Origin of the sequence: Rothia sp. LK2588, from assembly GCF_040946465.1 — a bacterium.
Taxonomy (GTDB): domain Bacteria; phylum Actinomycetota; class Actinomycetes; order Actinomycetales; family Micrococcaceae; genus Rothia.
Genome location: NZ_JAYWLS010000001.1, coordinates 744,473 through 769,175, shown reverse-complemented (window position 1 = coordinate 769,175; position 24,703 = coordinate 744,473). Strand labels below are relative to the sequence as shown.

The window sequence follows — 24,703 nt, the reverse complement described above, 5'->3', positions numbered from 1 at the left end:
CCTACTGAGTCTGTTCACCGCTTTCCGATCGCAACCGAACGCGGCACCTACCAGCCTATGCTGTTTGCCGCCTGGATGCATTCCCGACGTCGGCCCTTTCCGTAGGTGTATCAGCGGCACCACGCTGGGTCAGGAGACAGGCTCCCCAGTGGCGCGCTAACTGTTGTTTTTGACTATGACCGACTACGGTAATGGCTGTGAAGAAACTTTGGGCAAGGATCGAGGCGGCGCTCACCGGGTCCCCGCAACACCGGGCTAACCTGACGTCGCTCGCCCTGCCCAAAAGACGCGCCCTGCCGCTCTTCGGCGCCGACAGCATCTCTTCGGTCGCTTACGCCCCCGACGAGATTGTGATGATGCTCGTGCTGGCCGGCACGGCAGGCCTCGTTTTTGCCCCCTGGGTAGCCCTCGGCATCGCGGTGATGCTCATGATCGTGGTGGGAACCTACCGCTACAACATCTTTCAAATTGCCGAACAGGGCGACTACGCGCTGGTCCATAACCGGCTGGGAGCTATCCCTGCGATGACGCTGGGTGCGGCGTCCATGGTGGACTTCCTGCTGACCGTGGCGGTCTCGGCCTCCTCCGGGGCCAGCTTCGTCATCGCGATCTGGCCACGGTTCATGGAACACGACCGGCTCGTGGCCATGGCGCTCGTGGTGGCGATGACCCTCTTCTGCCTGCGGGGACTGCGCACCATGGGGCGGTTCGCTGTGGTACCCACCTACGCGTTTCTCGTCCTGCTTGCGATCACGATCGTCACCGGCGTGATCGCCGATCAGTTCGGTTGGCTGGCCCGCGCCGAGAGCTCGCACTTTTACGTGATCCCTCGCACCGGCCAACAAGACCTCGTCACCGGGTTCGGCCTCTTTCTCCTCCTCGCCCGCGCGTTTTCCTCGGGAGCCGTAGCCACCTCCGGCATCTCCTCGCTGAGCAATTCCGTGAGGTTCTTCGCGGCCCCCACCAAACACAACGCCGCCCGCACTCTGATGATGATGGGCTCCATCTCCGGACTCTTCTTGATCGGCACCATCTATCTGGTGCACGCCACCGGGGCCGTGATCGTGCAAGACCCGCAGCACTTCTTGATGATCAACGGCGCGCTTGCCTCCGAAGACTTCGTGCAGAAACCCCTGCTCTATCAGGTCACCGACGCGGTCTTCCACGGGGGAGCGATGCCGATCCTGCTCACCCTGGCCACCATTGGGATTCTCATGGTGGCCACCGCCACCGCCTTCACCGGGTTCCCCATCCTCGCCAGCCGCATCGCCGAACAGCGCTATCTACCCATGCAGCTGGCCGCCCGCAGCTCGTCCCGCCTCTACGCCAACTCGGTGCTCTTGCTCGGTCTCGGGGCGTTGGGGCTCTTGGCGATTTTCGGTGCAGACGTCAACTCACTGATCCAGCTCTACGTCGTGGGCGTGCTCACCTCGATGACCCTGACCCAGACGGCGGTCATCCGCCACAAAGCCCGCCAGCTTCGCCTGACCCTCGACCGCTTCAAACGTCGCTCGCTCATCCGCGACTACGTGGTCACTGCGCTGGGACTCAGCGCCACCGCGCTCTCCCTGCTCGTGGTCCTCTTGACCAAGCTGGGGCAGGGCGCCTGGATCACCGTACTGCTTATCTTGACCATCGTTGGACTCATGATCATGACCAAAACCCACTACAACCGCATTGATACCGAACTCGAGCTGGATATGTCGGAGGAAGGCCTGGCGCATGCCCGGCGGTTGCCCTCCCGGCTCGTCGCCGTCGTCTATGTACCGCGAGTACGTAAACCCGTCGCCCGTGCGCTCGCCTACGCCCGCGCCTCCCGCCCCTCCCGCCTCGAGGCGGTCACGATCAACATGACCGAGGACGCTACCCGACGCGTGGTGACCGATTGGGACAAACTCCAGGTGCCGGCGCCGTTGACCGTCCTCGACTCGCCCTACCGCGACCCCGTGAAACCCATGCTCGGTTTCGTCCGGGACCTGAAGAACGCGGCCCCGCGCACCGCGGTGGTGGTCTACCTGCCCGAATACGTGGTCAAACACTGGTGGGAGCGGATCATTCACCGCCGCACCGTCCATAAATTGGCCGCTCACCTGCGCCGAGAACCCGGGGTCATTGTCGCCTCCGTGCCCTGGAACCTCGGGCGCGAAGAAGACATCCTCGCCGGAGTAGATACCCCTCGCCCCATCGACGAAGAACGAAGAGAAGACCAGCGTGGCTAAAGCAGAAATCCCAGCGCAACTGAAGACCGGTTCACTCGTGCAGCTCACCCCCACCGCCGTGGCCCACGGCGGCGCACTCGTGGCCCGCGTCCACAACCGGGTCGTGTTCGTTCGCCACGCAGTACTTGGTGAAACCTGCACCGCCCGCATCACCGGAGCCGGGCCCAAACAGCGATTCTTTTTCGCCGAGGCCGTCGCGGTGACAGAACCCAGCCCCGATCGCGTGCCCCATCCCTGGCCGGCGGCCGACGCTCTCGCCGCCAGCCAGGACTCTCCGGCGGTGGGTGGAATGGAGTTCGGCCACCTCAGCGACGCCACGCAGCTGGAATACAAGACATCCGTGGTCATCGAACAACTCCATCATCTGGGCGGCTACCCCTCTGACCACTCGGTACTGGTCCAGCCCACGCGGATCTCGGTAGAACCGCGCTCGCACTGGCGAACCCGCATGCACTTCGCCATCGATGATCAGGGCCGCATCGCCATGCACCCGCACGCCAGCAACGCGCTCATCCCTGTGGCAGAAACCCCCTTGGCGGATCAGCGTATCAACGATCTCTGCCTGTGGCGGATCGACTTCACCGGGGTGTTGCGCGTGGACGTCGCCGTTGACTCCGAAGATACGGTCCTGCTGATGTGCACCGTCCCCGGAGACCCGGAAGAGACGCTCGCGCGGTTAAAGCCACAACTGCAGGCCGCCTTTGGTACCAAGTTGGGGCGGAGCGTCGTCGTGCACTGCACCGCGCAACGTCAACCTGGGCGCGCTCGTGGTACCCGACCGCAGGACGCTTCGCTGGGAACCTGCGCCTCGGTCCAGCACCTGCACCTCGACGGCCACGTTCTGCGCTGGACGGTCGGGCCGGGTGGCTTTTGGCAGATTCATCGCGGTGCCCCCGAGGTGCTGGCTGCGGTCGTGCGTGACTACGCCGCGGTGCAGGCGGGGGAGACCGCCTTTGATCTTTACGGAGGGGCGGGGTTCTTTGCGGGTATCCTCGCCCACGATGCCGGTGCCGGCGGAGAAGTGATTACGGTGGAGGGATCGCAGGTGACCTCGGCCAACGCACGTGAGAACCTGGCTCGGCGTGGTTCGGCGCGCACTGCGTCCTCGCAACAGACCGACATCCGCACTGTGCGTTCAGACGTGGAAAAGTTCCTCGCCCGTCAACCCGAGGCGGGGCCGAACCGCACCCCGGACGTCGTCGTGCTGGACCCTTCGCGGGAAGGCGCCGGACGCGCCGTGATGGAGCATCTCGTGCGTTTGGCTCCCCGCCGCATCGTCTACGTGGCCTGCGACCCGGCTTCGCTGGGCAGAGACACAGGGTACCTGCGTGAAGCGGGATGGGATCTGCAGGCGGTGACTGTCGTCGACATGTACCCCGGCACTCATCACGTGGAAGCGGTCGCGTTGTTGGAGCCTCCCCAGCCGCGGCCATAATGCTCGGTCTGCGGTAAAAACGTCTCAAAATGCGACATCCGGGGGAGTAAGAGTGTTCTGCACCTGAACATATGTCCGAATGTTTCAACCACTAATTATGGTAATAATGCCGCCCACGTCACACGGTGTACTATGACAATTAGTTAATCTATGTCACCACTTAGATTGCACGGACCATCTGTGACGAGAGGAGTTCCACATGAGCACTGTGGACAGCTTCGGAGCTAAGGGCGCGCTAGACGTCAACGGCACCGAGTACGAAATTTACCGCCTGAATGCGGTCAAGGGATCTGAGAAGCTCCCTTACTCGCTGAAGGTCTTGCTGGAAAACCTGTTGCGCACCGAAGATGGCGCCAACATCACCAGCGACCACATCAAGGCGTTGGCTAACTGGGATCCAAAGGCGGAGCCCAACACCGAAATTCAGTTCACCCCCGCCCGTGTGATCATGCAGGACTTCACCGGTGTTCCCTGCGTGGTTGACCTGGCGACCATGCGCGAGGCAGTGAAGGACCTCGGCGGTGATCCCTCGAAGATCAACCCGCTGGCACCGGCCGAACTGGTGATTGACCACTCCGTGCAGATCGACACCTTCGGCACCGCAGACGCCATCACCCGCAACATGGACATCGAGTACCAGCGCAACGGTGAACGCTACAAGTTCCTGCGCTGGGGCCAGGGCGCTTTCGACGATTTCAAGGTCGTCCCCCCGGGAATGGGTATCGTGCACCAGGTGAACATCGAGTACCTGGCTCGCACCGTGATGGCCCGTGAGGTTGAGGGTAAGCTGCGCGCCTACCCCGACACCGTGGTCGGAACCGACTCGCACACCACGATGGTCAACGGTCTGGGCGTGCTCGGCTGGGGCGTTGGCGGCATCGAGGCCGAGGCTGCCATGTTGGGTCAGCCGGTCTCCATGCTTATCCCGCGCGTGGTTGGTTTCAAGCTGACCGGTTCGATTCCCTCCGGTGCCACCGCAACCGACGTGGTGCTCACCATTACCGAGATGCTGCGCGAGCTGGGCGTCGTCGGCAAGTTCGTCGAATTCTACGGTGAAGGCGTCTCGCAGGTTCCGCTGGCTAACCGCGCGACCATCGGTAACATGAGCCCCGAGTTCGGCTCGACCGCCGCGATCTTCCCGATTGACGAGAACACCCTGGACTACCTGCGCCTGACCGGTCGCTCCGAGGAGCAGGTCGCGCTTGTAGAGGCCTACACCAAGGAACAGGGCCTCTGGCACGACCCTTCGAAGGAAGTCGAGTACTCCGAATACCTCGAGCTGGATCTCTCCACCGTGGTTCCCTCGATCGCCGGCCCCAAGCGTCCGCAGGACCGCATTCAGCTGGATCGCGCCAAGGATCAGTTCCGCGCCGACCTGCCGAACTACGTCAATGAGACTAACGTCGACGCCGAGCTGCAGGAATCCTTCCCGGCTTCGGACGCCACTGCCGTCCCCGGTCAGGAATCCGGCGAGCAGAAGGTGAGCGAGTTCGACGATCACGCACCCGCCAAGGTCTCCGGACGTGCCTCGAACCCGGTGTCGGTGAAGATGGAGGACGGCCGCGAGTTCCAGCTGGATCACGGTGCCGTCTCGATCGCGTCCATCACCTCCTGCACCAACACCTCGAACCCCTCGGTGATGCTGGCCGCGGGTGTGCTGGCACGCAACGCAGCAGCCAAGGGCCTCACCGCCAAGCCGTGGGTCAAGACCTCGATCGCTCCGGGCTCGAAGGTCGTCACCGACTACTACGAGAAGGCCGGTCTGTTGCCGGAACTCGAAGCTCTGGGCTTCTATGTGGTGGGTTACGGTTGCGCGACCTGCATCGGTAACTCTGGTCCGCTGGAGCCCGAGATCTCTGAGGCGATCAACGAGAACGATCTCTCGGTCACCGCGGTGCTCTCCGGTAACCGTAACTTCGAGGGCCGTATCTCGCCCGACGTCAAGATGAACTACCTGGCTTCGCCGCCGCTGGTCATCGCCTACGCCCTGGCCGGTTCCATGGACTTCGACTTCGAGAAGGACGCACTGGGCCAGGACAAGGACGGCAAAGACGTCTACCTCAAGGACATCTGGCCGGACCCGGCAGAGGTGGAACAGATCATCTCCTCCGCCGTGGATACCGAGATGTACAACAAGGAATACGGAACCATCTTCGATGGCGACGAGCGTTGGCAGTCTCTGGACACCCCCACCGGCGACACCTTCGCCTGGGATCCCGAGTCCACCTATGTGCGTAAGCCCCCGTACTTCGAGGGCATGACCATGGAGATCGACCCGGTCGAGGACATCACCGGTGCTCGTGTGCTGTTGAAGCTCGGCGATTCGGTGACCACCGACCACATTTCTCCGGCAGGTTCCTTCAAGTCGGACACCCCGGCCGGTAAGTACCTGATCGAGAACGGTGTGGAGCGTAAGGACTTCAACTCCTACGGTTCCCGTCGTGGTAACCACGAGGTGATGATCCGCGGTACCTTCGCCAACATCCGCATCAAGAACCAGTTGCTGGACGGCGTGGAGGGCGGTTACACTCGCGACTTCACCCGTAACGGTGAGCAGTCCTCGGTCTACGATGCCGCGATGAACTACCAGCAGGCGGGAATTCCGCTGGTGGTTCTCGGTGGTAAGGAATACGGCACCGGTTCCTCCCGTGACTGGGCGGCTAAGGGTACCACCTTGCTGGGTGTCAAGGCCGTGATCGCTGAGTCCTTCGAGCGTATTCACCGCTCGAACCTCATCGGCATGGGCGTGGTGCCCCTGCAGTTCCCCGAGGGCCAGTCGCACGAGTCCCTGGGCCTGACCGGTACCGAGACTTTCTCGATCATGGGTCTGACCGAGCTGAACAACGGCACCACCCCCAAGACGGTCAAGGTCATTGCCGAGGGTGAAGACGGTCAGAAGACCGAATTCGACGCTGTGGTCCGTATCGACACCCCGGGTGAAGCCGATTACTACCGTAACGGCGGCATCCTGCAGTACGTGCTCCGTAACCTGGTTCGCGGTTCCAAGTAATCCCTGAACTAGACGGTAAAAGGCCCCCGCGAGGAGAAATCCTCGCGGGGGCCTTTCGTTGCTCTGAGCTTAGTGTTTTTGAGCCGGAGGTACCTGCTGCAACGTTGCGGTGTCGTAGCGTACCTGCCAGTAGTCGGCATTGCGGATGCCCAGTTCCTCGGGGTTGAAGACCGGATCGATGCCCTGCTTCTGCTGCCGCTCGTAATCCTTCAAGGCCTTGAGCGCGGGCTTCTGCAGGATGAGAATACCAACGATGTTTAACCAGGCCATCAGACCCACGCCGATGTCACCGAGCGCCCATGCCGAACCGGCCGAGTTCACACAACCGATCACGGTAGCCACCAGGATCAACAACTGCAGAGCCAACTGGGAGCCGCGCAGGATGGTGCGGTTGCGCACATTGCGGGTCAGGTAGCGCAGGTTGGTCTCTGCCATGTAGTAGTAGGCCACGATCGTGGTGAAGGCAAAGAAACACAGCGAAATCGCGATGAAGGCCGGGCCGAAACCTGAGAACACGGTGTCGAAACCGCTCTGGGTGTAGGCGGGGCCGACGGTGGCGTTCGGGTCAAGATGGCCGGGACCCTCAGCAAGCACCGGGCTGGTTTCGCTACCACCCGAGTACACGCGGTACATGCCGGTGGAGAGAATCAAGAATGCGGTAGCCGAGCAAACGAACAGGGTGTCGATGTAGACGGCCATGGCCTGCACGAAACCCTGCGATGCGGGGTGCTTGACCTCAGCCGCAGCCGCAGCGTGAGGACCAGTACCCTGGCCAGCCTCGTTGGAGTAGATACCGCGCTTGACGCCCCATTCGACGGCGGAGCCGACGATAGCGCCGAAGGTGGCGTCCATGCCGAAGGCCGAGGAGACGATCAGGCTGATGACCGGGAGGAGCTGGTCGATGTTTACGAATGCAACGATGATCGCACCGAGAATATAAATGAGGGCCATGACCGGTACGACCACGGATGCGAAGTTAGCGATGCGCTTGACGCCGCCCACTACGATGAAAGCCAACAGAATGGTCACGCCCACAGCGGTGGCCCAGGGATGCACGGACGGCCATGCTCCCTGTAGGCCGGTGGCGATACCGTTGGCCTGAACGCCGGGCATGAAGAAGCCACAGGCTGCCACAGTCGCGAAGGCAAAGATGCTCGCGTACACCTTGAAAAGGCCGCGGTACTTGGTGTGCTGCAGGGCCTTCTCGAAGTAATAGGCCGGTCCACCGCGGTACTCGCCGGTGACCTTGTCGCGTTCCTTGTAAATCTGACCCAGCGTACATTCGATGAAGGAGGTGGATGAGCCGAGGAACGCGACGGTCCACATCCAAAAGACGGCACCCGGTCCACCGAAGGCGATGGCGGTGGCTACGCCAGCGATGTTACCGGTTCCCACGCGGCCGGCCAGCGACATCGCCAGCGACTGGAAGGGGTGAACGCCGTCAGCCGACTTTTCGCCTCGGAAGGTCGAAGAGATCATGGCGGGGATCTGGCGGATTTGGAGTAATCGGGTGCGGATCGTGAAGTAGACACCCACGGCAAGGCAGAGGTACACCAGAACCGGTGACCAGATGATGCCATTGACCCACTCAATAAGTGCAGACATTGGTTTTCCTCGTGTGTGAAATGAGCCCGTGCTAAATGACGAAATTCGACGATATGTTATGTGGAACACATCGACAGTGTGATATAGCTTACGGGAGAGTGGGGGTTATGTCGATCAGAAAATCCCGCAATTTTCCCGCGCTCCGTGCCAACTTTGCAGGGAGCGCGGCATCTTCTGCACTCAACCTTTGTCGCCGGGTGAAAACTACCTAGTCAGCGGGGTTACCCTCAGCAGTTTCCCCGCCGTCGACGTCCTGCCAAACTTTTCTCCATTTTTCTGCCAGCGTGTCGATATTCTCGTGGGCGTTCAACCCCGAGGGCTGCGGAACCACCCACAGTGGCACGCCGGCGGGCCAGCCCTCGATGAGGGCGGCGTCCTGCACACCGAGGCGCGCGCGAGGTTGGGCGAAGGCGGTGCGGAAAGCGGTGATGCCCACGATGGCCACCGCGCGAGGTTGTAGATCGTTCACCAGTGCGATCAAGCGGGGGACGGACGCCCGCAGCTCCCCGCGGGATAGTTCGTCGGCGCGAGCGGTGGCGCGGGGGACCAGGTTCGTGATCGCGATCCCCGCATCGATGAGACGTTGTTCGTCCGCGTCGGACATGCCCGCGGTGGCGTCGATCTGCGGGGTGACGATCCCGGCGCGGTCGAGAGAGGGCCAAAAGCGATTGCCCGGATGGGAAAACGGTGCGTTGACCGCGGCGGTCCACAGTCCCGGATTGATTCCCACGATCAATAACCGCACCGGATAACGCGTGGTGTCATTCGGAAGTCGGTCGGTGATCTGCGCGTCGGCGAAGTCGGCCAGTTCGTCGCGGTGGGGGCGTCGGCCACCCAGCGGGGAGGGATGCAAGGTACTCATGTATCTATCATGGCCCCAAAGAACTTTGTTAAGATAGTTCCCATGCCCCAACGACCCCTCTGGAACCCCGATTCGCCGCACTTGGTGGTACAGGGGGATAACCTCACCGCGCTCTCCCGCTTACCCGATGAATCATTCCAACTGATTTACATCGACCCTCCGTTCAATACCGGAAAGGTGCAGCGCCGGCAGTCGTTGAAGACCGTTCGCTCGGCCGACGGGAACCGAGTCGGGTACAAGGGGCAAACCTACGAGACCGTCAAGGGGCAGGTCACCAGCTACAGCGACTCTTTCGAAGATTTTTGGGAGTTCCTCGAACCCCGCCTTGTACACGCGTGGCGGTTACTGAAACCCACCGGAACCCTCTACCTGCACCTGGACTACCGCGAGGTGCACTACGCGAAAGTTTTGCTCGACGGTCTTTTCGGCAGGGAATGTTTTCTCAATGAGATCATCTGGGCCTATGATTACGGGGCCCGGTCGAAAAAGCGGTGGCCAACCAAGCACGACAATATTCTGGTATATGTCAAAGACCCGAAGAACTACTACTTCAACACCGTCGAGGTCGATCGCGAACCCTACATGGCCCCCGGGTTGGTCACGCCGGAGAAGGTTGCCCGTGGCAAATTACCCACCGACGTGTGGTGGCACACCATCGTCAGCCCCTCGGGTAAGGAGAAGACCGGGTACCCCACCCAGAAACCGCTGGGCATCCTGCGCCGCATCGTGCAGGCCAGTTCGGCGGAGGGGGACTGGGTGCTCGACTTTTTCGGTGGCAGCGGCACCACCGGTCATGCCGCCCTCGAGTTGCGCCGTAAGTTCGTCTTAATCGACAAAAACAAACCGGCCATCGAGACCATGAAACGGCGATTTGCCGGGTTGGCGCACACCCATCCCGAGGCCGCGGACGTGCGTTTCACCACGGTACGGCGGGGTTCACGTCGTGCCGCGGGGGTGCAGAACGGGAATTCGACGGAGCCCAACGGGTAAAGTTGAAGAGAACTTTTGAAATTTTGAGAGACGTCAGAGAAAGAGGAGTAGACCGTGGGAATTCTGGAGACTATCTCCCAGCCACAAGACCTGCGCCAGCTCACCGATGAGCAGATGGAGCAGCTCGGCCAGGAGATCCGTGAATTCCTGGTTGCCCACGTATCGCAGACCGGCGGGCACCTGGGGCCCAACCTGGGAGTCGTCGAACTCACCCTGGGCATCCACCGCGTATTCGACTCACCGCGTGACTCCATCGTCTTCGACACCGGCCACCAGTCCTACGTGCATAAGCTGGTCACCGGCCGTCAGGATTTCTCGACCCTTCGTCAGAAGGGCGGTCTCGCCGGATACCCCGAACGCGCCGAATCTGAACACGACATCGTGCAGTCTTCACACGCGTCCTCGTCCCTGAGCTGGGCCGACGGCATCTCGCGCGCCCATCGGCTCGCCGGTGATGACGATCGCTACACCGTGGCACTTATCGGCGACGGCGCGCTGACCGGTGGCATGGCCTGGGAGGCCGTGAACAACATCGCCGCCGACAAAGACCGCCGCGTGGTCATCGTGGTCAACGATAACGGACGCTCCTACGCGCCGACCGTCGGTGGTTTCGCCAACCACATGGCCGAACTCCAGCTGACCATGCAAAACCACCTCGACGAGGTGCGTCTCGACCGCCGTTACGATCGCGCCCTCGACCGCCTCCGCCGGAGCCTGCAGGGTTCAGGTGCCCTGGGTAAAACCATCTATCGCGGTCTGCACGGCATGAAGGCCGGCATCAAAGACATCGTGGTGCCCAACGGACTCTTCGAAGACCTGGGCATGAAGTATGTTGGCCCGATCGACGGCCACGATCAACAAGCCGTAGAGAAAGCGCTGCGTGCGGCCAAGAAATTCGCCGGCCCCGTGATCGTTCACGCCATCACCGAAAAGGGTCGCGGTTACGCCCCGGCGCGAGCCAACATCGCCGACCAGTTCCACGCCGTGGGCAAGATCGACCCCGTAACCGGCGAAGCCCTCGACGCCAAGAGCGGCCAGGCCTGGACCGGCGTCTTCGCCGACGAAATCAAGAAGATCGCCGACGAACGATCTGACATCGTCGGCATCACCGGTGCCATGCTGATCCCGGTGGGGCTCCACAAGATGCAGGAGGCCCACCCTGACCGCGTGATCGACGTCGGTATTGCCGAGCAACACGCCCTCGCCATGAGCGCCGGCTTGGCCTATGGCGGGCAGCACCCGGTCATCGGACTCTACGCGACCTTCCTCAACCGTGGTTTCGATCAGTTGCTCATGGACGTCGCCCTCCACCAGGCCGGGGTAACCATCGTGCTCGACCGCGCCGGAATCACCGGCCCCGACGGCCCCAGCCACCACGGCATGTGGGATCTCGCGCTGCTACAGTTCATCCCCGGCCTGCACCTGGCCGCGCCCCGCGATGAGGCGACGCTCCGCGAAGAGCTCCGCGAGGCCGTTGCCGTGGACGATGCACCGACCGTGATTCGTTACCCCAAGGGCAACGTCGGCCCCGATATCCCCGCGATCGAACGACTGGACGACGGCACCGACCTGCTCGCGCGCACCGGAGACTGGGACCACACCACCGGTCAGCGCGACGTGCTGCTCGTGACCGTCGGAGCGATGGCTACCCTGGCGCTCGACGTCGCCGACCAGCTCTCCGCCCACGGCGTCAGCGCCACCGTCGCTGACCCCCGCTGGGTGATGCCCGTTCCCGGATCGATCGTGGACCTAGCGCGGGAGCACCGCATCGTGGTCGTGCTCGAAGACGGTGTTCGCGCCGGGGGAGTCGGCTCACGCATCCGCCAAGAGATGAGAGCGGCCGGGGTCGATACGGCTCTCAACGAAGTGGGACTGCCGGCCGAGTTCATCGCCCACGCTTCCCGCAACGAAATCTTTGAAGAGGTCGGACTGACGGCAGAGAAGATCCGCTCCAACATCCTCGCCCAGCTCGCCGGAGACATGGTGCCCTACGCACGCGGCAAGGGCGAGAAGCCCAAGCACTCTCGCTAGGCGATCAGCGCAATAAGATGCCCGGTGGCTTGAGCCACCGGGCATCTTGAGTTTTCAGGTGTGACCGTTAGGAGACGATCAGGCGCTCGCCCTGTTTCTGAACCTTGAATTCCGGCAGGGCCTTCGGCGCGGGGCCCGCGGTCACCGAACCGTCCTTCGGCGAGTACTTGGCACCGTGACAGGGGCAGACCATCACCGAATCCTGCACGTTGACGATGCAACCCTGGTGGGTGCACACCGCGGAAAACGCCTTGAAGTTGCCCTTTTCGGGCTGGGTCACCATCACCGTGGTGTTACCCGCAGTCGCCTTATAGACACCGCCGACGGGGACGTCCGAGGCGGCGGCGACATCGGTGGGTTCCTGCGGCGCGCGGGGGTCGATATCGGACGAGCTGGAGCCGCCAGAGTTGGATTGTTCGGAAGTGGAACCACAACCGGCCAACGTGATGGCTGCGGCACCCAGTCCCGCGCCGCCCAGGGCAGCGCGGCGATTGAAGAGACGGGCCAGCTGCTCGGAATTCTCAGACATAGTCGACTCCTTGAGAGTAAAAATTTATACCTTCAGGGTACCCGTGAAGGTTGGGAGAATTGTGGGAACTACCAGGTCAATTTGCCAGGAGCGCGCCCCCAATTGCGCTAACCGGTCGGCGATGTTGTGAGAATTCGCCGGTTCAGGTGGCTCCCAGCATAATCGACGCAGGGTATCGGGGGTCAACAAGTTTTCCTGGGGGATGCTCATCTGCTCTGCCAGGGTGTGTACCGCGGTTTTGGCCTCTTGGAAGAGTTCGTACGAACGCGGACGCTTGGTCTGCCAGGCCTTCATCGGCGGGGGACCTTCGGCCGGGGTGGTATAGGGCACTGGATTATCATCGGCCAGCGCCTCGTTGACGGCGCGTACCCAGCGCGTGGCCTCGCGTTTGAGAGCCCTGGTCTGGAACCCAGGTACGGCGAGAATGCCCGGAACCGAGCGCGGCATCTGTCGCGCGGCCTGGATGAGAGCGGCGTCCGGCAGGAGGCGCTTGGGGGCGACGTCTTTTTTCTCGGCCAGGCTCTCACGCTCGTACCAGAGGTTGCGCAGGGCGGTCAGTTGCCGCCGGTTGCGAATACCGTGGATGCCTTTGGTCTTGCGCCAGGGGTCGCGCGGGGCAGGGCGATCCGGTGCGGCGGCCAGGTAGGCGAACTCCTCAGCCGCGAAGGCTAACTTGTCTTGAGCGCGTAATTCCTCCTCGAGGGCGTCGCGTAGATCGATGAGCACCTCGACGTCCAGCGCTGCATAGACCAACCAATCCTCGGGGATCGGGCGTTTCGACCAATCTTCGGCGGAGTGTTGCTTGGCCAGCTTGAAGCCCAGCAGGCGCTCCACCATGGCTCCCAACCCCACCCGGTCGAACCCGGCGATGCGGGCTGCCAGCTCGGTATCAAAGAGAAAATCGGGGTTGAGCCCCAGCTCCCGCAGACAGGGCAGATCCTGGGTGGCTGCATGGATCACCCATTCGGTACCGGCGAGCGCATCGTTGAGTTCGGTAAGGTCCTCGAAAGCCTCGGGGTCGATCAGGATAATGCCCGAATCTCCGCGCTTGAGCTGCACGAGGAAGGCCCGTTGTCCGTAGCGGATGCCCGATGCTCGTTCAGTGTCTACGGCGACCGGCCCGCCGGCCTCGCTTAACCGGGCGATCGCGTTGCGTAAACCGCGCGGGGTGCTGATGACGCTGGGGATACCGTCGGCAGGTTCGTTGAGCGGGACGACCTCGGGAATGTCGAGACCCGCCAGCCCAAACTGCTCACCGGTGAGCTGGCCATGCTGGTGGGTCTGGTTCATGATGGTCGTGCCGTTTCCTGATCGCTGTACAGAACGTTCACCATTGTAGGCGTTGCCTGAGCATCGGGGCATCTGAGACCCGCTTAATCCTGATCTACGGCCCGTTCCTCCAGGCGGAGGCTGATCGAATTGATGCAATAGCGCAGGTCGGTGGGGGTCTCGTAGCCTTCTCCCTCGAAGACGTGGCCCAAGTGGGAATCGCAGGCGGCGCAGCGCACCTCGACGCGCTTCATGCCGAGCGAGTCGTCCTCCAGATACCGCACGCGGTCCTCGGCCAGCGGCTGGAAGAACGAGGGCCAGCCGCAGTGCGAGGAAAATTTTTCGCTAGAACGGAATAGTTCGGTGCCGCAGGCGCGGCAGGCATAGACGCCCTCGGTGGTGGTATCCCAGTATTCACCGGTGAAGGGACGTTCGGTGCCGGCGTTGCGCAATACCTCGTATTCGGCGGGGTTGAGAACCGACTTCCAGTCTTTGGCGATCTTGCCCACGCCCGGTACGTTCTCGCTCATGATGGTCCTTTCGCTGTGTGCTCTTTCGCTGTTGTTAACACCTTATAGACTGGTGGTATTCCGTGCAGAAGGCGAGGTAGCTATGCGATTGTTCCGTGAACTTGTCACCGCTGAGAATCTGAAGAAGACGCTACCGTCTGCGGCGGTGGGCGCCGGCGTGGGGGCCGCGGTGACCGGTACCGCCGTGGCCGGTGGCGCGGGCGTTGCCGCTTACTTTGCCCGTCAGGTGGTGGTGCCGCCGAAGCGACCGGTGGAGAACGTCAAGATCTTGGCGGTCGGGTATGACTCCTACGCCGAACAGCTGACGGGCCAGCCAACCTCTGTTCGACTACCGGCTAGCCTGGTCACCGTAGCGCCGGGGGAGTACGGACTGTATTTCAACGGTGGACAATCCTTTGCGGTCTTGGGCGAGGTGCTGGCCTACCATCCGGATGACAATTCGGTGGTGCGTCGCGTCAACGTCGTGCGGTCTGGGGATCTTGCCGTGGCCGCCCGCGCGCGGATCTCCGGGTCGGTGTATCGAACCCCCGAGGAGGCCGGTTACGTAGCCGATGACGTCTCGCTAGAACTTGAGGTGGGCAGCGCACCGGCGTGGGTCGTTCACCCCCAGGCGGCACTCGAGGGGCAGCGTCCTTCGTCTTCGGCAACGCCCGACGACAGCGCGACGTGGGCGATTATGGTGCACGGCATGGGCTCGACGCGGGCCGAAACCCTACGAGCGCTCGAAGCCACCCAGAGACTAGGCATGACCTCGCTACATATCTCGTACCGCACCGACCGTGAGGCCCCCTCCGCCGAGGACGGACGCTACGGTTTGGGTTTCACCGAATGGGAAGACGTCGATACCGCGATCGCCTATGCCCTGGACCACGGGGCTCGCGATGTGGTGCTCTTCGGTTGGTCGATGGGCGCGGCCATCTGCCTGCAGGCCATGGATCGCGGCCGGTATCGTGACCGCATCCGCGCCATGGTCTTGGACGGACCGGCCGTGGACTGGCTGAACCTGATTCAGTATCACGGTCAGCTCAATAAGATTCCGCTCCGTATCGGTCAGCTGGGGGTTTCGATGATTTCAACCCCGGCGCTGAACTTCTTCACCGGTCTGAAGCGACCGATCGATCTCGGCAAACTCTCCTGGACCCGCCGACCCGAGGATATTTCGGTACCTACGCTGATCATCCATTCGCTCGACGATACTTTTGTGCCTCCGTCCAGCAGTCAGGAGCTGGCCGAGAAATCTCCGTTGGTTGACTTCGTCGCCTTCCACGGGGCCAGCCACACCCGGGAGTGGAACGTCGACCCGAAGCGATGGCGGGACACTGTAGTCGAGTGGCTATCGCCTCGCCTGAGCTCGTGATCTCGGGTAGCTTAGGCCGGCATCTGCAGGTCGGCGTAGCGTCCGGAGACCACGGCCAACAGGTCGCCGGGGGAGAGCTCGACGTCTACACCGCGCTTTCCTCCGGAGACCAGGATCGTCGAAAACTCGGTGGCGCTGTGGTCCAGCAGAGTGTCGTGTGCGGTCTTCTGGCCGATGGGTGAAATCCCACCCACCACGTATCCGGAACGACGCTCGGCGACCTTGGGGTCTGCCATCGTCGCCGATTTCCATCCCAGCGCCGCGGCTGCTTTCTTCAGGTTGAGCTTGCCGGCCACCGGCACGATGCATATAGCAAAGTTGTTCTCGTGGTGGATCATCAGGGTCTTGAAGACCTGCGCCTCATCTCGACCGAGGGAGGCGGCGGCCTCCTTGCCGAAGGCCTGTTCACCGTCACGATGTTCGTACTGGCGGATCTCGAACTCCACGCCGGACTGGCGCAGTGTCACCACGGCAGCGGTAGATGCTGAGTCTGAACCTTTTTTCTTGCCCACGGAATACCTGCCTTCTCTCGGGGTTTCTTTCGTGAAAAGTTTATCCTCGAAGCCGGGGCAGGTCATTGGCGATGCACTAGACTACAGTCTGAGAAGAACGCCCCTGTTTCACCGCCGATTCAGGGTACACCGCAGCATGAAAGTTGATCCTTTGGCTACCTTTGAGCATCTCGTCGACCGTCACCCTCACGTTTCTGCGGAGGAACTTCTGCAGGGCTTCCGACCGTCGGAGCGGTTTGGTGAGGTCTCTTTCGATACCTATCATCCCGATCCCGCTCAGCCCTCGCAGGCGGAGGCCGTTCGGGAGCTCCAGGCTTTTGCGCAGACGGTGGGCAAGTCGTCCTCCTCTGGCGGGGGTTTCTTTTCTCGACTTTTTGGGGGCGGGGCGCAGGCGCCGTCCGGCCTCAACGGTATTTACCTTGACGGTGGATTCGGCGTGGGTAAGACGCACCTGCTGGCCTCGCTATGGCACGCGGTTGAGGGTCCGAAGGCGTTTGGCACGTTCGTCGAATACACGAACCTGGTAGGTGCCCTGACCTTCAGCAAGACGGTTCAGGCACTGAGCCAGTACAAGCTGGTGTGCATCGATGAGTTTGAGCTGGACGATCCGGGCGACACCGTGTTGATGTCGCGCCTCATGCGTGAACTTTCGGACGCCGGGGTAAAGATCGCCGCGACCTCCAACACCCTGCCTGGCGCGTTGGGTGAGGGACGTTTCGCGGCCGCCGACTTCAAGCGAGAGATCCAGGTGCTTGCCGATCAGTTCAAGGTGCTACGGGTGGACGGCGAGGACTACCGACATCGCGGACTACCCGAGGCGCCGCGGCCGGTGGCGGTGGGTGAGGAACAGGCTACCGTGGAGCGGCTCTTCGCCCCGGACACCCGGGTGGCGCTGGATGATTTCCCGGCGCTGGTAGAGCATCTCTCGCGGGTGCACCCTTCCCGCTACCGTCAGCTCATCGACAACCTGGAGGGGATCTGCTGGACCAACGTCGAGCCGATTACCCAGCAGGCGGTGGCGTTGCGTTTCGTGGTGCTTGCAGACCGCCTCTACGACAAGGACCTGCCAATCGTATCTTCGGGAGTTCCCTTTGATCAGGTCTTCACCGAAGAAATGCTGGCCGGTGGCTACCAAAAGAAGTATTACCGCGCGATTTCTCGTCTGACTGCACTGGCGCGCGAGGGTGCGGAATCCTCGCGAGTGTGAAGCAAAACATAAAAAATTCCTCAGACTCGCGTGGTTGAAACGGGGTATTCTTGCCCCGTTTCACCCTGAGTTTCCGGGGATTTTAGGTGAGTGTCGACTCGATTTGGCACGCGCACCAAATGTGTGTAAAGTATTTACCTGTCAGCCGGTCGGAACGGAGAAATCCGCGAAGATCATAGAGTTGATATGCGGTTGTAGCTCAGTTGGTAGAGCACCACCTTGCCAAGGTGGATGTCGCGAGTTCAAGTCTCGTCAACCGCTCGCATGATATTTCATCACTGATGAAATACACGCCCTAGCTTACATGCAAGGCTCGGTGAGGTGGTCGAGTGGTTAGGCAGCGGCCTGCAAAGCCGTGTACGCGGGTTCAAATCCCGTCCTCACCTCGCAAACAATAAAATATTGTTTTTAGCGCGATTAGCGCAGCGGTAGCGCGTTTCCCTGACACGGAAGAGGTCACTGGTTCGATCCCAGTATCGCGCACAGATAACCCCGTCTCGAAAGAGGCGGGGTTTTGTGTTTAAACATTCTTAGATATTGATGTGATGTATTCCACGAAGACCGCCGATAAATTGCATCAGGTTAATTCTGGGTGTTTAGCATTTCTTCGCTGCGCGGTTGTAGCTCAGTTGGTAGAGCACCACCTTGCCAAGGTGGATGTCGCGAGTTCAAGTCTCGTCAACCGCTCCACGTAAGCCCCGGTTCACCGAACCGGGGCTTTTGCGTCGCTATCTACCACTTGATAGAGTGTTCACCATGTATTTCGCAGTAGCTATCGCTAAGCCCTGGATCCGCCGCTAAAGGCGGCTTACACCTAGGGTTCAATCTCTTCAGCCGCCGTTCCATCACCCCAGATGAACGGGTACATAGTCGTACCCTCAACGGACTAGAGAGAATATGCGAAACAACAAACGTCACCCCGTAGAACCTCAAACATTAGGCTTCGTTACTCACCAGAGCGGAACATCCGCCACCGCACACATCAAGGCAGAAAATATCTCCGCCACTAGAGGCGGAAAAATACTCTTCTCAGATTTAAACCTGACAATATCGGAACATACCAAGATGGCGGTCGTTGGAGAGAACGGTACAGGGAAAAGCACCCTGTTCAAAATACTGTCAGGCCTAGAAAACCCTGACCTGGGTGAAGTGGCATCTCAGGGGACAATCGCTTTTGTTGGGCAGGATATGGCATTGATCGACCATCAAACTGTAGGCGATCTCATCAAACTATCCACTCAGCATGCACACACGGCACTTGCAGACCTCGACAGAGCGTCAGAATTACTCGCGCTTGGACATGAGGGGGCAGAGGTTGCCTACGCTCAAGCGCTAGAAAAAGTTAGTGCACTGGAAGCATGGGATATTGACAGAAAAATCGATCAAGCGCTCCACGGACTAAAAGCGTGTACAGACCGATCCCGAAACCTTAGCACCCTGTCGGTGGGCCAAAGGTACAGGGTTAGGCTTGCTGTGCTTCTCGGCGCAGGAGCAGATGTACTTCTACTTGATGAGCCAACCAATCATTTAGATAGAGAGTCGATTGAATTCCTGACTCAGTCCCTGCAGGAGCTAAAGAGCGGATTTGCGGTAGTCAGCCATGACCGGCAACTCCTGGTTGACGTTGCGCAGACTTTCTGCGATCTTGACCCGTCATTACAAGGGGTGCCCCAGGTCTACTCTGGTGGCTACAAAGGGTGGCAGAAGGGAAAACGAAAAGACCGTGTTGCGTGGGAGAAAACCTATCAAGACCACATCAACCGCACAGAAGAACTGAGACAGGCGGTTGAAGAGGCAGGGGCTAGGTTGCACACAGGGTGGCGGCCGCCCAAGGGGACAGGAAAGCATCAGCGAGCTACGCGAGCTGCTAGCCATGTCAAAGCGTTCAAGCAACGTCTTAACGAGCTGGAAAGCTATGACATTGAAGTTCCTGAGCCCCCGAGTATTCTGCAGTACCCAGAGGTGCGAATTGAGAAAGAAAAGCTATTGCTTGAAGCTAGCGATATCGCATATCTGGGGCGCAGTGCCCATGATGTTAGCTTATCGCTAAGGACCGGGCAAAAAATCGTGGTGACCGGTGGAAACGGGACCGGTAAATCAACCTTGATTTCCATGCTGGCAGGGGAGCTGGCCCCCACAAACGGCAGTGTGACAGTAGCTCCTGAGGTGAAGATAGCCCTGTTGTCGCAAGAGGTGCCCCAGTGGAACCCAGAGCTAACCCCAGAAGATGTGTATCGGCAGAGCCTCATTCAAACAGGTACCTACGCGGAGTATTCGGACACGCCGACTCTAGAAAGCCTGGGTTTACTGGCCACCGAAGCGCGTACCACCCGTGTTGGGCAGCTTTCCGCTGGCCAGCAAAGGAGACTCCACCTGGCAGTCACTATAGCTCAACGTCCTCACGTCCTGCTGCTCGATGAACCGACCAACCACCTATCAATGACCCTGCTCGACCAACTTATACCCCATCTCAGGGGAACCCAGTCGAGTGTTGTTGTTGCAACTCATGATCGGTACCTTCTTTCCAAGGTATGTGACTGGCAAGAAGTGCACCTGCAATAGTCTCGCCAGGTTGAAAGACCACCTACCATTGTGTATAGTTATTCGAGTTGCGGTTGTAGCTCAGTTGGTAGAGCACCACCTTGCCAAGGTGGATGTCGCGAGTTCAAGTCTCGTCAACCGCTCGCGCGATTAGCGCAGTGGTAGCGCGCTTCGTTCACACCGAAGAGGTCACTGGTTCGAACCCAGTATCGCGCACGATATGAACGCTCGTATCAGCGCACGAACCCCGTCAGTTGTTCATCTTCTGACGGGGTTTTTTCGTGGCCCTGAGAGCGCACGCCGGAACGTCAGCCCCGCCAGGCCAGACGAGTCGCAAAAATTTGGGGGAGAGAGGGTGCAGAGATGACGTCGCCGCGATTGGCCACCAGCACGGAATTCGGCCGCATGTATGCCCGCCACACCGGAGGAGATCTGCTGGTTCCCTCGATCACCACCGTCATCGGGCAACAAGCATCGGATCTGAGCGGATGGCACGGATACATGGCCGCTAAGGCCGCGTTGGAAGATCATCGTGCCTATCGCGCCTCATCGTCGGGCGGATTGAAATTCGCCATCATCCGGGACGCCGCGAGCGCCTCGGAGCGCTACCGTGATCAAGCCGCCGCCCGCGGAGACCGCGTGCACAATTACGCGGAGAACGTGGCGTTGCACGCCATGGGCCTACCGCATGAAGTTGAGCAGGCGCGAGAGGCTCTGACAGTCAACGGTGAGATGGCCTTCGCGGACCGTTTTGACGAGTGGTGGGAGTTATATCGCCCGACCCCGTTGGCCACCGAGGTCACGATCTGGAACGATACCGTGGGGTACGCGGGCACGCTGGATTTGGTGGCGCAGATCGCCGGACGTACCTGCATCATCGACTACAAGACGAAGGGCACCGACCGCAGAGGGCGCGTCAAGGCCCTCGACGCCAAAGTGGTGATGCAACTGGTAGCTGGCGTGAAGGCCGAGGAGGCTCTGGTGGACGCCGAAAAGGGCGAGTGGGAGCCCTGGCAACACGGCGATGCACCGATTCTCATGGGTGTGGCGCTGGGGGAGACCGAGGTGGTGCCGCAACAGGCAAACCCGCAGGTGTTGGAACATAACTGGTATAAGTTTTGCGCTCTGAAGAGGGTGTGGGACTATAACCGGGCGCTGGGGCAGCACGACTGCGACGTCTTGATGCCTGTGGTGCCGCCGCCGCTCTGATCATTCTGCCTATCCTGCATCTTCACAGATCTGCCACACCCGGTAGGCATGGCGTGGCGGGTGCAGGAATTCCTTAGACTTAATCGATAGACGCCCCGACTGAAGGAAGCAACGATGAGCATTTTGACGGTTCGCACCGTGGGAGACCCGGTTTTGCGCACTGCCTGTGAAGACATCACCGTCTTCGACGACGAGCTGAAGAAACTGGTTTCGGACATGTTAGAGACCATGTACGAGGTCAACGGTGTGGGCCTGGCGGGGCCGCAGGTGGGCGTATCTAAGCGCATTTTTACCTTTGGCAATATCGATGGCCGTGAGGGCCACGTGATCAACCCGGTGCTCGAAGTTGGCGACGAGGATCAAGAGGGCGGCGAGGGGTGCCTGTCGGTACCCGGTCTGTCGTCGGAGACCCCGCGCAAGAAATGGGCGCGGGTGCGCGGCGTGGATTACAATAACCAGCCCATCGTGCTGGAGGGCGAGGGGCTCTTCGCTCGCATGCTTCAGCATGAAACCGACCACCTCTATGGCCACCTGTTCATCGACCGTGTCGTCGGTGAAGACAAAAAGCGCATTATGCGCGCCATCCGCGCCGCCGACTATGAGCGCATCTCCTCGGCGACGCGTACTGAGCGTGCGGGTGCGGTTTCTTCCGCCTTTGGTGCAGGCGCCTCATTCGGTGGGGGCTCGTTAGGTGCCGGTTCGTTCGGTGGCTCGTCCCAGGGACAGGGTGCAGCTTTTGGAGGTCGACGATGACGTTTAAGGTTCTCTATGCCGGCACCCCCGAGATCGCGGTCGCCCCGCTGAACGGGTTGATCGAGGCCGGTTACGAGGTTGTGGGTGTGCTGACCCGCGAGGACGCCCCGGTCGGCCGCAAGCGCCGCCTCACACCGTCCCCGGTGGCGGCTCGGGCTGAGGAGCTGGGAATTCCCGTGGTCAAGGCGAACCGCTGGTCGGAGCACATTGCCGAGGCCGTGGATGCGCTCAACGCAGACGTGGCGGCCGTAGTGGCCTATGGGGCCATCTTGCCGCAATCGGCCCTGGACCTGTTGTCCCATGGGTGGATCAACCTGCACTTTTCGCAACTCCCGAAGTGGCGCGGTGCCGCGCCCGTGCAACGGGCCCTGATGGCCGGAGAGACCGAGATTTTCTCCACCACCTTCCAGATCGAGGCGGGGCTGGATTCCGGTCCGGTCTTCCTCTCGGAGTCAACCCTGGTTGCAGAGGAAGACACCGCCGGTGATATTTTGCAGCGTCTGGCGGATACCGGCGGATTGTTGCTGGCTCGCACTTTCGAGCTCATCGCCGCCGGCAAACCCGGTACCGAACAGGCCGGTGAACCCACCCATGCGCCGAAGCTCACCATCGATGATGCTCGACTGAATTTCGCCGACACGACGGCCGCGATCCTGGCAAAGGTACGCGGGGTCACCCCCGAGCCGGGGGCTTGGTGCACATTCAACGGCAATCGCTTCAAGGTGGGTATGCTGGCCCCCAGTTCGGCTACCGCCGAGGGAGAACCCGGTACGGTGCGCCTGGTGGCGAAGAAACCGGTGGTTACCTGTGCCGACGGTTGTCTCGAACTGACGCTGGTGCAACCTGCCGGCAAAAAAATGATGGACGCCGCCGCCTGGGCGCGCGGCCTAGGTCAAGAGTTGGCCGAGAACAAGGTGGTATTGGCATGAGTCAACAGAATCACGAGGGCCCTGGAGCGAATGGCGCTCGTTCGCAGCGCAGAACGTCGCGCGGCAGGGGAGACCGGACTGAGCGCGAGGGCGGGCAGAAGAATATCCGCCGAGATGCGCGGGGTCGCCAACGCAACCGCCGCACGATGGACGAGCGCCAAAAGTCTCAGCTGGCGCCGGGTCAACGCCGCCGTACTGCCGATCCCGCGCGACTCTGCGCGTTTGAGGTGATCAACGCCGTCAGCACCGACGACGCATACGCCAACCTCGTGTTGCCCAAGGCGATCCGGCAGCATCACCTGAACCATCGGGATGCCGCGTTCGCTACCGAACTGACCTACGGCACCTTGCGCCACCAAGGCACCTACGACGCCATCCTTGCCCGGTGCATGGATCGCCCGCTGGCCAAAACTGACGTGCAGGTGGTCAGCGCCCTGCGATTGGGCACTCACCAACTGTTAGGAATGCGCGTTCCGGCCCACGCGGCGCTCAATTCCACCGTTGCCCTGGCCCGCGCCGAGATCGGGGCGGGACCGGCGTCCTTCATCAACGCTGTCTTGCGCCGGGTATCCGAGCGAAGCGAGGCCCAGTGGCGCACGGAGATCACCGAGGGCGCCAGCGACGAGAACGAACGCTTGGGTCTTGAGTATTCGCATCCGGGGTGGATCGTGCGCGCGATGAAACAGGCCCTTTCCGCCCACGGCCGTGACCCAGAGGAATTGGTCGACCTGTTGCAGGCCGACAACGTGGCGCCCGCGGTGAACTTGGTGGCGCTGCCCGGGCTGGGGGATCTGGGCGAGGCCGTTGCCCAGGGCGCCCGAGAGGGTGACCTGGTCGAAGGTTCCGCCTACTATTCGGCAGGCGACCTCTCCCGCCTGGAGTCGGTGCGTTCCGGTACCGTGCGCGCCCAGGACGCAGGCTCCCAGCTGGTGGCGCGTGCTCTGGCTCAGGCTCCCCTGCAGGGGCCGGATCGTGCGTGGCTCGATCTCTGCGCTGGCCCCGGTGGTAAGGCGGCCCTCTTGGGCGCCCTGGCCGTTCAGCGCGGGGGATCGTTGCTGGCGAACGAGTCGTCAAAACACCGCGCCAAACTGGTGGAATCCTCGCTCAAGCCCCTACCGCAGAACAGCTTCAAAGTAGTCACCGCCGACGGTCGAAAGATCGCCGAGACCACCGCCAAAGCATCACTGTTGCCCGAGGGCATGGAGGCGGGACAGCTCTTCGACCGCGTCATGGTGGACGTCCCGTGTTCGGGACTCGGCGCGTTGCGTCGTCGCCCCGAGGCGAGATGGCGTAAGACTCCGCGCGATATCGCCGAGTTGTTGCCCCTGCAAAAGGAGCTCTTTGAGGCGGCCGTCCAGGTGACCCGTCCCGGTGGCCTGATCGCCTACGTGACCTGTTCGCCGCACATGGCGGAGACGCAAAACATCGTTATGGACATCCTTCGCAGCAACGAGGTGCAACTGCTCGACTCGGGTGCGGCGCTGCGCGCTGCGGGTCGGGTCGTTGACGGGGAGTCGGTACTTTCCGGCCGGCGCGACCCCTCCCGCCCGCTGCCGGACGCCGGTGCCGAGGCGATGACCGCTCAGCTGTGGCCGCACGTCCATGGCACCGACGCCATGTTCTTTGCGCTCTTCCGTAAAAAGTAACAAAAGGGTTTCAAAACAACGGCCCCTATTGTGCTCTGTATCACTAGAAGTAGGATATAAACCATAGTC

18 protein-coding genes and 6 tRNA genes are annotated in these 24,703 nt (G+C 61.4%); 18 read left to right on the top strand and 6 right to left on the bottom strand.

Features of this window, described 5'->3' with window-relative positions:
* Positions 1–191 precede the first annotated feature (191 nt).
* The 3 genes from VVR12_RS03670 (at position 192) to acnA (ending at position 6,664) form a co-directional block, all read left to right on the top strand.
* Positions 192–2,219 carry an APC family permease gene (locus VVR12_RS03670; RefSeq protein WP_368549778.1) on the top strand — a complete coding sequence of 676 codons (2,028 nt, stop codon included), beginning with the start codon at positions 192–194 and terminating at the stop codon, positions 2,217–2,219.
* On the top strand, positions 2,212–3,654 hold the full coding sequence (locus VVR12_RS03665) for a class I SAM-dependent RNA methyltransferase (RefSeq protein ID WP_368549777.1): 1,443 nt from the start codon (positions 2,212–2,214) through the stop codon (positions 3,652–3,654). Before VVR12_RS03670 ends, VVR12_RS03665 begins: the two co-directional genes overlap by 8 nt.
* A gap of 199 nt (positions 3,655–3,853) precedes the next feature.
* Positions 3,854–6,664, top strand: a complete 2,811-nt coding sequence (gene acnA, locus VVR12_RS03660; protein WP_368549776.1) for an aconitate hydratase AcnA — start codon at positions 3,854–3,856, stop codon at positions 6,662–6,664.
* A gap of 69 nt (positions 6,665–6,733) precedes the next feature.
* Here acnA and VVR12_RS03655 read toward each other — a convergent pair whose 3' ends face one another.
* Both VVR12_RS03655 and VVR12_RS03650 read right to left on the bottom strand, forming a co-directional pair.
* Positions 6,734–8,269 carry an alanine/glycine:cation symporter family protein gene (locus tag VVR12_RS03655; protein ID WP_368549775.1) on the bottom strand — a complete coding sequence of 512 codons (1,536 nt, stop codon included), beginning with the start codon at positions 8,267–8,269 and terminating at the stop codon, positions 6,734–6,736.
* A 208-nt stretch (positions 8,270–8,477) separates the two neighbouring features.
* Complete coding sequence (locus VVR12_RS03650; RefSeq protein WP_368549774.1) at positions 8,478–9,131, bottom strand: mismatch-specific DNA-glycosylase; 654 nt, start codon at positions 9,129–9,131, stop codon at positions 8,478–8,480.
* A 42-nt stretch (positions 9,132–9,173) separates the two neighbouring features.
* Here VVR12_RS03650 and VVR12_RS03645 point away from each other — a divergent pair, with 42 nt between their 5' ends.
* Together VVR12_RS03645 and dxs are read left to right on the top strand one after the other, a co-directional pair.
* Entirely contained in the window at positions 9,174–10,121 is a 948-nt protein-coding gene (locus tag VVR12_RS03645; protein ID WP_368549772.1) for a site-specific DNA-methyltransferase, read from the top strand.
* 54 nt (positions 10,122–10,175) lie between these two features.
* Entirely contained in the window at positions 10,176–12,152 is a 1,977-nt protein-coding gene (gene dxs, locus VVR12_RS03640; RefSeq protein WP_368549770.1) for a 1-deoxy-D-xylulose-5-phosphate synthase, read from the top strand.
* A gap of 67 nt (positions 12,153–12,219) precedes the next feature.
* On the opposite strand, the gene VVR12_RS03635 is transcribed toward dxs, so the two are convergent.
* The 3 genes from VVR12_RS03635 to msrB form a co-directional block, all read right to left on the bottom strand.
* Positions 12,220–12,681, bottom strand: a complete 462-nt coding sequence (locus VVR12_RS03635) for a Rieske (2Fe-2S) protein (protein ID WP_368549769.1) — start codon at positions 12,679–12,681, stop codon at positions 12,220–12,222.
* Between the two features lie 24 nt (positions 12,682–12,705).
* Positions 12,706–13,971, bottom strand: coding sequence for a ribonuclease D (locus VVR12_RS03630; RefSeq protein WP_368549768.1), 1,266 nt, complete (start codon positions 13,969–13,971; stop codon positions 12,706–12,708).
* Positions 13,972–14,054: 83 nt separating this feature from the next.
* Positions 14,055–14,480, bottom strand: a complete 426-nt coding sequence (msrB, locus tag VVR12_RS03625) for a peptide-methionine (R)-S-oxide reductase MsrB (RefSeq protein WP_368549767.1) — start codon at positions 14,478–14,480, stop codon at positions 14,055–14,057.
* 82 nt (positions 14,481–14,562) lie between these two features.
* Between msrB and VVR12_RS03620 the strand changes: the two genes are divergently transcribed.
* Positions 14,563–15,837, top strand: a complete 1,275-nt coding sequence (locus tag VVR12_RS03620) for an alpha/beta hydrolase family protein (protein WP_368549764.1) — start codon at positions 14,563–14,565, stop codon at positions 15,835–15,837.
* A gap of 11 nt (positions 15,838–15,848) precedes the next feature.
* Here VVR12_RS03620 and ybaK read toward each other — a convergent pair whose 3' ends face one another.
* The gene (gene ybaK, locus VVR12_RS03615) at positions 15,849–16,349 is read right to left on the bottom strand and encodes a Cys-tRNA(Pro) deacylase (protein ID WP_368549762.1); all 501 of its coding nucleotides are present in this window, start codon (positions 16,347–16,349) and stop codon (positions 15,849–15,851) included.
* Between the two features lie 136 nt (positions 16,350–16,485).
* Between ybaK and zapE the strand changes: the two genes are divergently transcribed.
* The 12 genes from zapE to VVR12_RS03555 all read left to right on the top strand — a co-directional run bounded on the left by zapE (position 16,486) and on the right by VVR12_RS03555 (position 24,634).
* The gene (gene zapE / locus VVR12_RS03610; RefSeq protein WP_368549760.1) at positions 16,486–17,556 is read left to right on the top strand and encodes a cell division protein ZapE; all 1,071 of its coding nucleotides are present in this window, start codon (positions 16,486–16,488) and stop codon (positions 17,554–17,556) included.
* Between the two features lie 188 nt (positions 17,557–17,744).
* Positions 17,745–17,817 (top strand) — tRNA-Gly (locus VVR12_RS03605).
* 54 nt (positions 17,818–17,871) lie between these two features.
* A tRNA-Cys gene (locus tag VVR12_RS03600) sits at positions 17,872–17,942 on the top strand.
* A 25-nt stretch (positions 17,943–17,967) separates the two neighbouring features.
* Positions 17,968–18,039: transfer RNA gene (locus tag VVR12_RS03595), tRNA-Val, on the top strand.
* Between the two features lie 131 nt (positions 18,040–18,170).
* A tRNA-Gly gene (locus VVR12_RS03590) sits at positions 18,171–18,246 on the top strand.
* Between the two features lie 207 nt (positions 18,247–18,453).
* Entirely contained in the window at positions 18,454–20,118 is a 1,665-nt protein-coding gene (locus VVR12_RS03585) for an ABC-F family ATP-binding cassette domain-containing protein (protein WP_368549758.1), read from the top strand.
* 49 nt (positions 20,119–20,167) lie between these two features.
* Positions 20,168–20,240 (top strand) — tRNA-Gly (locus tag VVR12_RS03580).
* A 1-nt stretch (position 20,241) separates the two neighbouring features.
* Positions 20,242–20,313: transfer RNA gene (locus VVR12_RS03575), tRNA-Val, on the top strand.
* A gap of 147 nt (positions 20,314–20,460) precedes the next feature.
* The gene (locus tag VVR12_RS03570; RefSeq protein ID WP_368549757.1) at positions 20,461–21,306 is read left to right on the top strand and encodes a cytochrome; all 846 of its coding nucleotides are present in this window, start codon (positions 20,461–20,463) and stop codon (positions 21,304–21,306) included.
* A gap of 114 nt (positions 21,307–21,420) precedes the next feature.
* Complete coding sequence (def, locus tag VVR12_RS03565; protein WP_368549756.1) at positions 21,421–22,059, top strand: peptide deformylase; 639 nt, start codon at positions 21,421–21,423, stop codon at positions 22,057–22,059.
* Positions 22,056–22,988, top strand: a complete 933-nt coding sequence (fmt, locus tag VVR12_RS03560) for a methionyl-tRNA formyltransferase (protein WP_368549754.1) — start codon at positions 22,056–22,058, stop codon at positions 22,986–22,988. The genes def and fmt overlap by 4 nt, the downstream gene beginning before the upstream one ends.
* Positions 22,985–24,634 carry an RsmB/NOP family class I SAM-dependent RNA methyltransferase gene (locus tag VVR12_RS03555; RefSeq protein ID WP_368549753.1) on the top strand — a complete coding sequence of 550 codons (1,650 nt, stop codon included), beginning with the start codon at positions 22,985–22,987 and terminating at the stop codon, positions 24,632–24,634. Before fmt ends, VVR12_RS03555 begins: the two co-directional genes overlap by 4 nt.
* Positions 24,635–24,703: the final 69 nt, after the last annotated feature.

Bases quoted from the DNA above. Each gene is read 5' to 3' on its own strand.
- VVR12_RS03670 (WP_368549778.1), top strand. From the start codon at position 192: ATGGCTGTGAAGAAACTTTGGGCAAGGATCGAGGCGGCGCTCACCGGG.
- acnA (WP_368549776.1), top strand. From the start codon at position 3,854: ATGAGCACTGTGGACAGCTTCGGAGCTAAGGGCGCGCTAGACGTCAAC.
- VVR12_RS03655 (WP_368549775.1), bottom strand. From the start codon at position 8,269: ATGTCTGCACTTATTGAGTGGGTCAATGGCATCATCTGGTCACCGGTT.
- VVR12_RS03650 (WP_368549774.1), bottom strand. From the start codon at position 9,131: ATGAGTACCTTGCATCCCTCCCCGCTGGGTGGCCGACGCCCCCACCGC.
- VVR12_RS03645 (WP_368549772.1), top strand. From the start codon at position 9,174: ATGCCCCAACGACCCCTCTGGAACCCCGATTCGCCGCACTTGGTGGTA.
- VVR12_RS03635 (WP_368549769.1), bottom strand. From the start codon at position 12,681: ATGTCTGAGAATTCCGAGCAGCTGGCCCGTCTCTTCAATCGCCGCGCT.
- VVR12_RS03630 (WP_368549768.1), bottom strand. From the start codon at position 13,971: ATGAACCAGACCCACCAGCATGGCCAGCTCACCGGTGAGCAGTTTGGG.
- msrB (WP_368549767.1), bottom strand. From the start codon at position 14,480: ATGAGCGAGAACGTACCGGGCGTGGGCAAGATCGCCAAAGACTGGAAG.
- VVR12_RS03620 (WP_368549764.1), top strand. From the start codon at position 14,563: ATGCGATTGTTCCGTGAACTTGTCACCGCTGAGAATCTGAAGAAGACG.
- zapE (WP_368549760.1), top strand. From the start codon at position 16,486: ATGAAAGTTGATCCTTTGGCTACCTTTGAGCATCTCGTCGACCGTCAC.
- VVR12_RS03585 (WP_368549758.1), top strand. From the start codon at position 18,454: ATGCGAAACAACAAACGTCACCCCGTAGAACCTCAAACATTAGGCTTC.
- VVR12_RS03570 (WP_368549757.1), top strand. From the start codon at position 20,461: ATGACGTCGCCGCGATTGGCCACCAGCACGGAATTCGGCCGCATGTAT.
- def (WP_368549756.1), top strand. From the start codon at position 21,421: ATGAGCATTTTGACGGTTCGCACCGTGGGAGACCCGGTTTTGCGCACT.
- fmt (WP_368549754.1), top strand. From the start codon at position 22,056: ATGACGTTTAAGGTTCTCTATGCCGGCACCCCCGAGATCGCGGTCGCC.
- VVR12_RS03555 (WP_368549753.1), top strand. From the start codon at position 22,985: ATGAGTCAACAGAATCACGAGGGCCCTGGAGCGAATGGCGCTCGTTCG.